5 protein-coding genes are annotated in these 8,007 nt (G+C 40.4%); 2 read left to right on the forward strand and 3 right to left on the reverse strand.

Annotation, left to right across the window (positions count from 1 at the left end):
• Positions 1 to 679: 679 nt before the first annotated feature.
• The 3 genes from arfA to CXF64_RS08440 form a co-directional block, all read right to left on the reverse strand.
• Positions 680 to 880, reverse strand: coding sequence for a ribosome alternative rescue factor ArfA (gene arfA / locus CXF64_RS08430; protein WP_024593211.1), 201 nt, complete (start codon positions 878 to 880; stop codon positions 680 to 682).
• 481 nt (positions 881 to 1,361) lie between these two features.
• Positions 1,362 to 3,902 (reverse strand): TonB-dependent receptor plug domain-containing protein, encoded by a 2,541-nt coding sequence (locus tag CXF64_RS08435; protein WP_101216801.1) that lies wholly within the window; start codon positions 3,900 to 3,902, stop codon positions 1,362 to 1,364.
• A 253-nt stretch (positions 3,903 to 4,155) separates the two neighbouring features.
• A complete protein-coding gene (locus CXF64_RS08440; RefSeq protein ID WP_101216802.1) occupies positions 4,156 to 5,109 on the reverse strand; it encodes a sensor histidine kinase in 954 nt (317 codons plus the stop codon).
• A 200-nt stretch (positions 5,110 to 5,309) separates the two neighbouring features.
• Between CXF64_RS08440 and CXF64_RS08445 the strand changes: the two genes are divergently transcribed.
• Both CXF64_RS08445 and hemH read left to right on the forward strand, forming a co-directional pair.
• The gene (locus tag CXF64_RS08445; RefSeq protein ID WP_101216803.1) at positions 5,310 to 6,638 is read left to right on the forward strand and encodes an HD domain-containing phosphohydrolase; all 1,329 of its coding nucleotides are present in this window, start codon (positions 5,310 to 5,312) and stop codon (positions 6,636 to 6,638) included.
• A 74-nt stretch (positions 6,639 to 6,712) separates the two neighbouring features.
• The gene (hemH, locus tag CXF64_RS08450; protein WP_007583511.1) at positions 6,713 to 7,732 is read left to right on the forward strand and encodes a ferrochelatase; all 1,020 of its coding nucleotides are present in this window, start codon (positions 6,713 to 6,715) and stop codon (positions 7,730 to 7,732) included.
• Positions 7,733 to 8,007: the final 275 nt, after the last annotated feature.

An 8,007-nucleotide genomic window follows, 5' to 3' on the forward strand; every position in this document is an offset into this window, starting at 1 on the left:
TTAAAAGCACCGCTTTTACATTTAGTCGGATGCACTCTAGTAAACAAGTAATTAAATTACCACCGAGAAGTGAAGGAGAAAACAAGGAACAGTGACTAACCATTACTCGTGTTTTCTCTGTGTAGCGCACAGCGCCTCGGTGAGCTCGGTGGTCAAATATCATATAACTTAAACAAATAGACTTTGTCTTCTCATTTACCCCTCTTTTTCTTCTCTTTGTGCATTCATATTTTAAGGGCTGTTATCCACAAAGAGGTTTAGAGGCGCTGCGCTTTTAGAGGGTAGCTTGGGAGTTAAAATAATAAAGAACTGAAAGTGAAAGCGAAGTATAAAACCTCACCTACATCTTGCAAACACCAAACCCGTAGGTGCGAATTTATTTCGCGCTCATGTAACATGGCTTTAATGCTCTAAAAGTGAAAGCGAGGTATAAAACCTCACCTACATCGTGCAAACACCAAACCCGTAGGTGCGAATTTATTTCGCGCTCATGTAACATGGCTTTAATGCTCTAAAAGTGAACGCGAGGTATAAAACCTCACCTACATCGTGCAAACACCAAACCCGTAGGTGCGAATTTACTTCGCGCTCATGTAACGTGGCTTAAATGCTTTAAAAGTAAAAGCGAGGTATAAAACCTCACCTACTATATTCAAAAGCCCTATTTGATCGGTGCTATTTAAGCCGCGATTAAATAGGACTCTTGTCCTGAATGCTTGTTGTTGCGTTTAAACGAACCTTTGCCTTTTTTAGCTTTAACTACTTGTGGTTTAAATAATTTAGAGGTGACCATCGCCGCTAGTGCATTGTGGTTTATAACGCCTCGTCCTGTGTCTACCGCGCTGTTGCTTGCGGTTTTTGCTTTAGATTTTTTAGTCATATATTTCCTATCAATTAGGGCCTGTTGACCTTTCAGGATTAAAATTTGTTCAATCTAGGGGCTGTTTAATCGCGGCGCGAGGTTTGTAACCTAGTGGGCTAAGTAAAAACCGAGCAACAAAGAGTAAATAGCCCCTAGGCAGAATCCTTCGGGCAGCGCATGTTTGGCTTTTGTGCTTCGTTATCGCCTATTTAAGGGGAATAACCACACTACACAGGCTCTGCCTTGCCTAAATACCAAACATACTGCTGCAAATTTAACCTCGAAAGATAAACAGGCCCCAATGGTTATTTTAAGTTAAATAATAAAGAGGCTTTTATATTAGCCTATTTAAGAGATGGCGATTGTAGGCTTAATTTTCAACCGCGCAAGTATTTTTAATGCCCAACAGGTACTTTTTTATAATAAAAAAGCATAAAAAAAGCGCAGTTAATAACTGCGCTTAATATTACTTAGTTTGCTTTACTTTTTTATAAGATAATTAAAAACTAAAGCTTACTTTTGCATAGTACGTTCTGCCGTCAAAGCCGTATGGCAATGCGCGTACAGGGTATTTAAATGCACCGTTGGTGATAAAGTTAAGTACTTCGTCGTCGCCTAGCTCGTCTGGCGTTTCGTCAAATACGTTATCGGCACCCACCGAAAGCGCAAACATGTCGTTAATTTGGTAGCTCACGTTTAAGTCAACTAACACAGCAGATTCAACCGTACTTGTTGGTTTAAACGACCCTGTTGGCGAAAGCTCACCTGGTAATGAAATATGGTCGTTACCAAAGTATTTTACATCTGTTTCGCCAAAGTAGTTAAAGCGAATGGTTGATGTGTAGGCATCGCGTTCGTAGTCAAACGTAAGCGTTGCACGTTCGCTCGGTTGTCCGTCGGTAAAAAAGCTACGTTGTAAATCATCAAAAGCAACCGCTTCAGGAATACCGTCTTCAGCATTTACGCCGTCAATTTTAGTATCGTTTAGGTTACCTGCAAAGGTTACTCCTAAATTACCGCCTTCAACTTCAGTGCGGTACGATGCAATAATATCAACACCTTGCGTAGTAGAATCAACCGAGTTTGAGAAGTAGTTAGCTTGTACTGCTCCCGTTGCTTGTAGCGCTGCTACAGCGTCTGAGCTAAACGATACGTCGTCAGCCGTAAGTAAGCTGCCAAGCGTAATACGGTCTTCAATTTCTACGCGGTAAAAATCAACCGTTAGTGAAAGCTCGCTTGTTACATCGTAAACAAAACCAGCACTGTAGTTTGTTGAAGTTTCAAGCTCTAAGCTATCTACGCCTAACGCACTTGGGAAGGCTGTACCGGTGTTTGCAGTGAACGATTGCGTTAATGTGCCGTCTGAACCTAAGTTAGTTGTAAAGGCTGTATAACCACTTTGTTGAAGTGATGGCGCTCTAAAACCAGTAGATACCGCACCACGAACTGCAAAGTCATCTGAAAATTCATAACGTGTTGCTAATTTACCAATTAAATCATCCCCAGCATCTGAGAAATCTTCATAGCGTAGCGCACCACTGACGTTCCATGCGTCGGTGATCATAGTTTCTACGTCTACATAAACTGCGTAGCTGTTACGGTCGCTATCGTTAGCCGCTTCAGGGCGTAGGCCGTTATAAGCCTGAAAACCACACTGTGCAAATTGGTCCGGATCGTTTACTGATGGGTACGAGGTATCCATATTTGCTAGTCCACAGGCGTATGATGCTTCATCGCCAGGCACTATTTCGTAGTTTTCTTTACGGTATTCAGCGCCTACTGTTACATATAAAGGTTCACCACGGCCAATATCTACAATACCGTTTACATCAAGGTTAACCGTTGTTTGATCAAATCTAAAACCACCTGAGTAACCGCCACTAGGGCCTGAATTTGCTGCAATATCGGCATCGCTTGCACTTGGGTTGTTAAATAAATACTCAGCCGCGTAAGAAGCGTTTAATGTATTGCGTGATGTAAAGTCGTATTGATTTTCACCATAAACAGCCGATACATCGTAATTCCAATCTGTGTTTATATCGCCTTTAAAACCAAGCGCGACTGAAATATCTTGTGCTTCGTTATATATGCGCGGTAAAAAACCATCGCTGTATACTTGTGTTACGTTTTTAGAGGCTTCGTTAAAGTTACGGTAAAAACCATTACCCAGCGCCGTGCGCTCTGAGTAGCCACCAAACGAGTAAAGCTCGCCGTCGCCCATTGGTAATGCCATGTTGTAAAATAACGACGTAAATTCACTTTCTGAGTTACCTTGGCCCCAGCGTACGTCTTCACTTAACGTACCTGGTTCAACATTAAGCGAACCACCCGTATCACGCTCGGCGCGGTTAGTGCCATCGGCATCACGGTACTCAAGCGATAGGTTAATAAAGCCGCCTTCGTTACCTAATTCAAAACCACGGTTTAAACCTGCTGAAATAGTGTCGCCGTCACCTTCACTTGTGCCGCCGTATTGTACAAAACCCGTTGTAATACCGGTTGAGTTATTAAGAGATAAGTTAATTACGCCTGCAATAGCATCAGAGCCATATTGCGCTGCTGCGCCATCGCGTAATACTTCAACGCCTTTAAGGGCCGTTAGCGGAATGGCATTCATATCGGTACCCGCAGCGCCTGCGCCTACTGTACCGTTAAGGCCAAAAATTGATTGGTTATGACGACGTTTACCATTTACTAATACAAGAGTTTGATCTGGCTGTAAGCCACGAAGTGTGGCGGGTCTAAATAAATCAGAACCGTCAGATACTTGTGTACGCGAAAAGTTAAATGAAGGCGCTGTCGCTTGCAGGCTTTGGCCAAGCTCGGTAAAGCCACCTTTGGTTAAATCATCTGCGTCAATTAAATCAATAGGAGAAGAAGACTCAGTAGAAGTACGGTTAGATACACGCGATCCTAATACAGATATTTGCTCAATGTTTTTAGCAGCTTGCACTGGTGCTTCTTCTGCGTTAACAATGCTTGGTGCGCTAAACGCGAAAGCAACGGCTACAGCAAGTGTGTTTAAACGGTATGTTGGCATAGTGACGACCCTGTTTTTTTGTGTTCTTATAATATGTGTGTGGTTATGGTGCTCATAACCTGTTGTAAACATCCTAGCAACATATGCAAACAAAAAGAAATGAAAAAAACTAAATATTTGGTCTAAGTATGCAAATAAATTTCAAGATAAGAAAAAACCACCTTTAATCGATTAAAATACATGCTGCAAGGGCATTAAACTTCAAAAAAAGATCTGTTAACTTTTTATTTACATTGTGATTTTGTTCGTTAGTTTACGCTTTTAAAGGTAATAGGCAGCGGATGGTCGTACCTGTCCCTAATGTGCTGTTAACTTCTATTTTCCCGCCATGATCGCTCACCATAGCGTATACAAGTGTCATACCCATACCGGTACCTTCTCCAACTTCTTTTGTTGTATAAAAAGGGTCAAACATATGCGCTATTGTGTCTTCACTCATTCCACAGCCATTATCTTTTACCTCAATACAGATATTTGTGTCTAGTTCAAAAATATTGACCTCAATAATGCAGCCTTTTTCTAAATCAAGCTCGCATGCTTGCCAAGCATTCATTAATAGATTTACAAAAATTTGATTAATCGATGATAAATTGCACCAAATAAGTGGTAGTGGTTCAAACCGCGTTTTTATTTCGCATAGTTTGAGTTTGTTACTTAATAACCTTAAAGCATTATTAGCACCCGTTGTTACATCGGTTAGTTGTTTATCTTGCGAGGAGGAGGGGTGGGCAAAGTTTAATAAGTCATGCACAATTTGTTTTATTCGTTTGAGTCCTTCAACGCTGTCGTTAACTTGTCCCTGCAAATTGTTATAAAGCCACGCATACGGATACTGTAAGTTGAGTATGTCGATTTCGTGTTTAAAACGGCTCTCTTTAATTTCGTTGTTTAAGTATTGCTCGTTAAGCTTTAGCAACGTGATGACCAAAGGGGTAGAATTTTGTAAGCTTTCTATATTACTCATTGCATAGGCAAGCGGGGTATTTATTTCGTGGGCTACGCCTGCACAAAGCGTTCCTAAGGTTGCCATTTTTTCGGTTTGCACAAACAGCATTTGCTGGTGTTCTAAATCGGCTACTTTTTTTTGTAATTCATTATTTATGGCAACTAAAACGGTGCTTTTATCTTTGAGTAATTGTTCTGCGGCCAAGCGCAGCTTTTGTTCGTTTAAAAAAGCACGTTCAAAATTACCATCTGATCCATTCATTCCTTTCATCCATATAGATAACTTTATACTTAACGTTTAGTCGTCTACATGCAAATTTGCAACTTTAGTGTGAGCATTTATCTACTTATAGATAATAACCACATTAGGTGACTCCTACTCTATATAAAAGGTAAGCATAAACAGGTCACGGATGTTTTTTTAAGCTATTATTTAGCCAGAAGTAATTTAAAGGCGGCGCAATGACTCAAGCAACACCAAACACACCAATGAATCAGGTTGATGTACTTTGTATTGATGATGACGAAATAGTACTACGTACGTTAACACGACTACTTGAAGTAAATGGCTTAACGGTTATTGTTTGCGATAATCCGCAAAACGCACTAACACTTTTTAAAAATCATGAATTTGGTTTAATTATTAGCGACATGCGGATGCCAGTAATGAACGGTGCCGAGTTTTTAGAAAAAGCGCGTGCGCTGGCACCCGACACTCAACGCATTTTATTAACCGGTTACGCCGATATACAAACAACCCTAGCAGCTGTTAATCAAGGGCAAATAAATGGTTATATTCAAAAACCATGGCAAAACGACTTATTACTTCGAAGCATTAAAGATAGCCTAGAAAAATTTGCGCTAAAAAAGCAAAACAAAAAATTAGAAACACAAGTTAAGGCACAAAACCAAGAGTTGCTAGAGCTTAATAATTCGCTTGAACAACGAGTAGAAAAACGTACCTTACAAATCAAACAAGTTTTAAAAAAGCTTGAAGACGCCAACGAACGCGAAAAACAAGAGCACAAATCGACCGTTGAGCTGCTATATAATTTTGTTAACGCGAATCCTTACCTTGATGGCAACAAAGCACAAAATATTGCAAATACCTGCACACAAATAGCGCTTTACCTAAACCTGTCGCAAAAAAGCATTGATCTTGCCCCAATGGCTGGTTATTTAGCACAAATAGGTTTGCTTGCTATGGACCCTGAACTTTATAAAAAACCGTTAAATCGGTTAAATGAGCAACAGCGTAAGACCTTTTATACTCACCCAAGTACTGCACAATTAATGCTAATGCCAGCAATACATTTACACGATTTGTCGGATGCTATTTATTATCAGTTTGAACGTTTTAACGGAAATGGAATGCCCAAAGGCCTTGCTGGAAACGACATACCGATAGGGGCTATGGTATTAGGGTTAGCGCGCGACTATTGGGATGCGTTTGAGCAGAGCAATGCAAGCGATGAAAAGCAGCGCCATGAGGATGCACTCGAAAGTGTAAAACTTTATAGTGGTTCGTTCTACCACCCTAAAATAGTTCGTGCGCTTGAAGCAAGCCATGCAAAACTACACGAACAAAAAAGTTCAGCAGGATCAGTACTAATTTGTAATGCCCATGAGCTTAAAGATCAAATGATACTCGGCCATGCTCTGCACAGCCATTCAGGTATAATGTTGCTGCCTAAAGGTCATGTATTTAGCCGTAAATCGATAGAAAAACTGCAGCAACTAGAATCTAAAAAACCAGCCCCATTTAGAATTATGGTTAAAACTGCTAAATGATTGATCTAAACGGCAGTTTTTTTCGTTACAATGTGCATAAAATACATTATTGAATTTGCTTGAAGGAGCACTCTGTGTCGCGATTTTCTGCGGTTACTGACAATCCCCATGATGGGCGTTTTAACCAAAAAACGGGAATACTGCTTACTAACCTAGGTAGCCCTGATGCACCAACAGCTGCTGCGCTTCGTATATACTTACGTGAGTTTTTATCAGATCCACGCATTGTAGAAATACCACGCCTAGTATGGATGATAATTTTACATGGCATTATTTTGCGTGTGCGCCCTAAGCGCTCGGCTAAATTATACGAAAGTATATGGACCGAAAATGGCTCACCGCTTACTCACATTACTCGCCAACAAAGCGTAAAGCTAAATACCTTATTAAAAGAACAAGGTTATACCAATACCGAAGTGGTAATGGCTATGCGCTATGGTAATCCCTCAATAGAGGCTGGCCTTGAGGAGCTTCGTGATAAAGGCTTAACGCGTATTATTATATTGCCAATGTATCCGCAATATTCTAGCCCAACCACGGGTTCAACGTTCGATGCTGTATCGAGCGTACTGCGCAAATGGCGCTGGGTGCCAGAGCTTCACTTTATTAATGGCTATCATAAAAACACCCGTTATATTGAGTCACTTGCTAATAGTATTAGTGAGGATTTAGAAGCGAATGGTATGCCACAAAAAATTGTTTTTTCGTATCACGGTATGCCTAAACTATTTTTAGAGCGCGGCGATCCGTACCATTGCCTATGTTTACAAACCACGCGCTTAGTTGTAGAAAAACTAGGTCTTGATAAAGACAAAGTAATTAGTACTTTTCAAAGTCGATTTGGTAAAGCCGAGTGGTTAAAGCCATATACCGATGCAACGCTTGAAGCCCTGCCTGATGAGGGCATTACCGATGTAGCCATTATCAGTCCTGCTTTTAGCGCCGACTGCCTAGAAACACTTGAAGAGCTAGAAGGCGAAAATCGTGAAATATTCGAAAATGCAGGCGGCAAAAAATACCGTTACATAGCGGCACTAAACGACAGAGACGACCATATAGAAGCTGTGTTTGATGTTATAAAACCTATGTTGTAACCCAAGCTTACTAAAGCATATAGCTAAATATATTTCGCATTAAGCGGTGTTAAAATTAACACCGCTTTTTTGTTTTTAGGGCTTTTAAAATATTTAGCTAATTAATCCACAAAGAGGTTAAGAGGCGCTGCGCTTTTAGAGTAATGATAAAACATAAATATACTGGTTTTTGTTTTTAGCTTTTCTCATTTACTCCTCTTTTACTTCTCATTGTGCAAATAAAAGCTTTTAAAGAGCTAATTAATTCACAAAGAGGTTAAGAGGCGCTGCGCTTT

Origin of the sequence: Pseudoalteromonas sp. GutCa3 (assembly GCF_002836155.1) — a bacterium.
In the GTDB taxonomy this organism is placed as follows: Bacteria; Pseudomonadota; Gammaproteobacteria; order Enterobacterales; family Alteromonadaceae; genus Pseudoalteromonas; species Pseudoalteromonas arctica.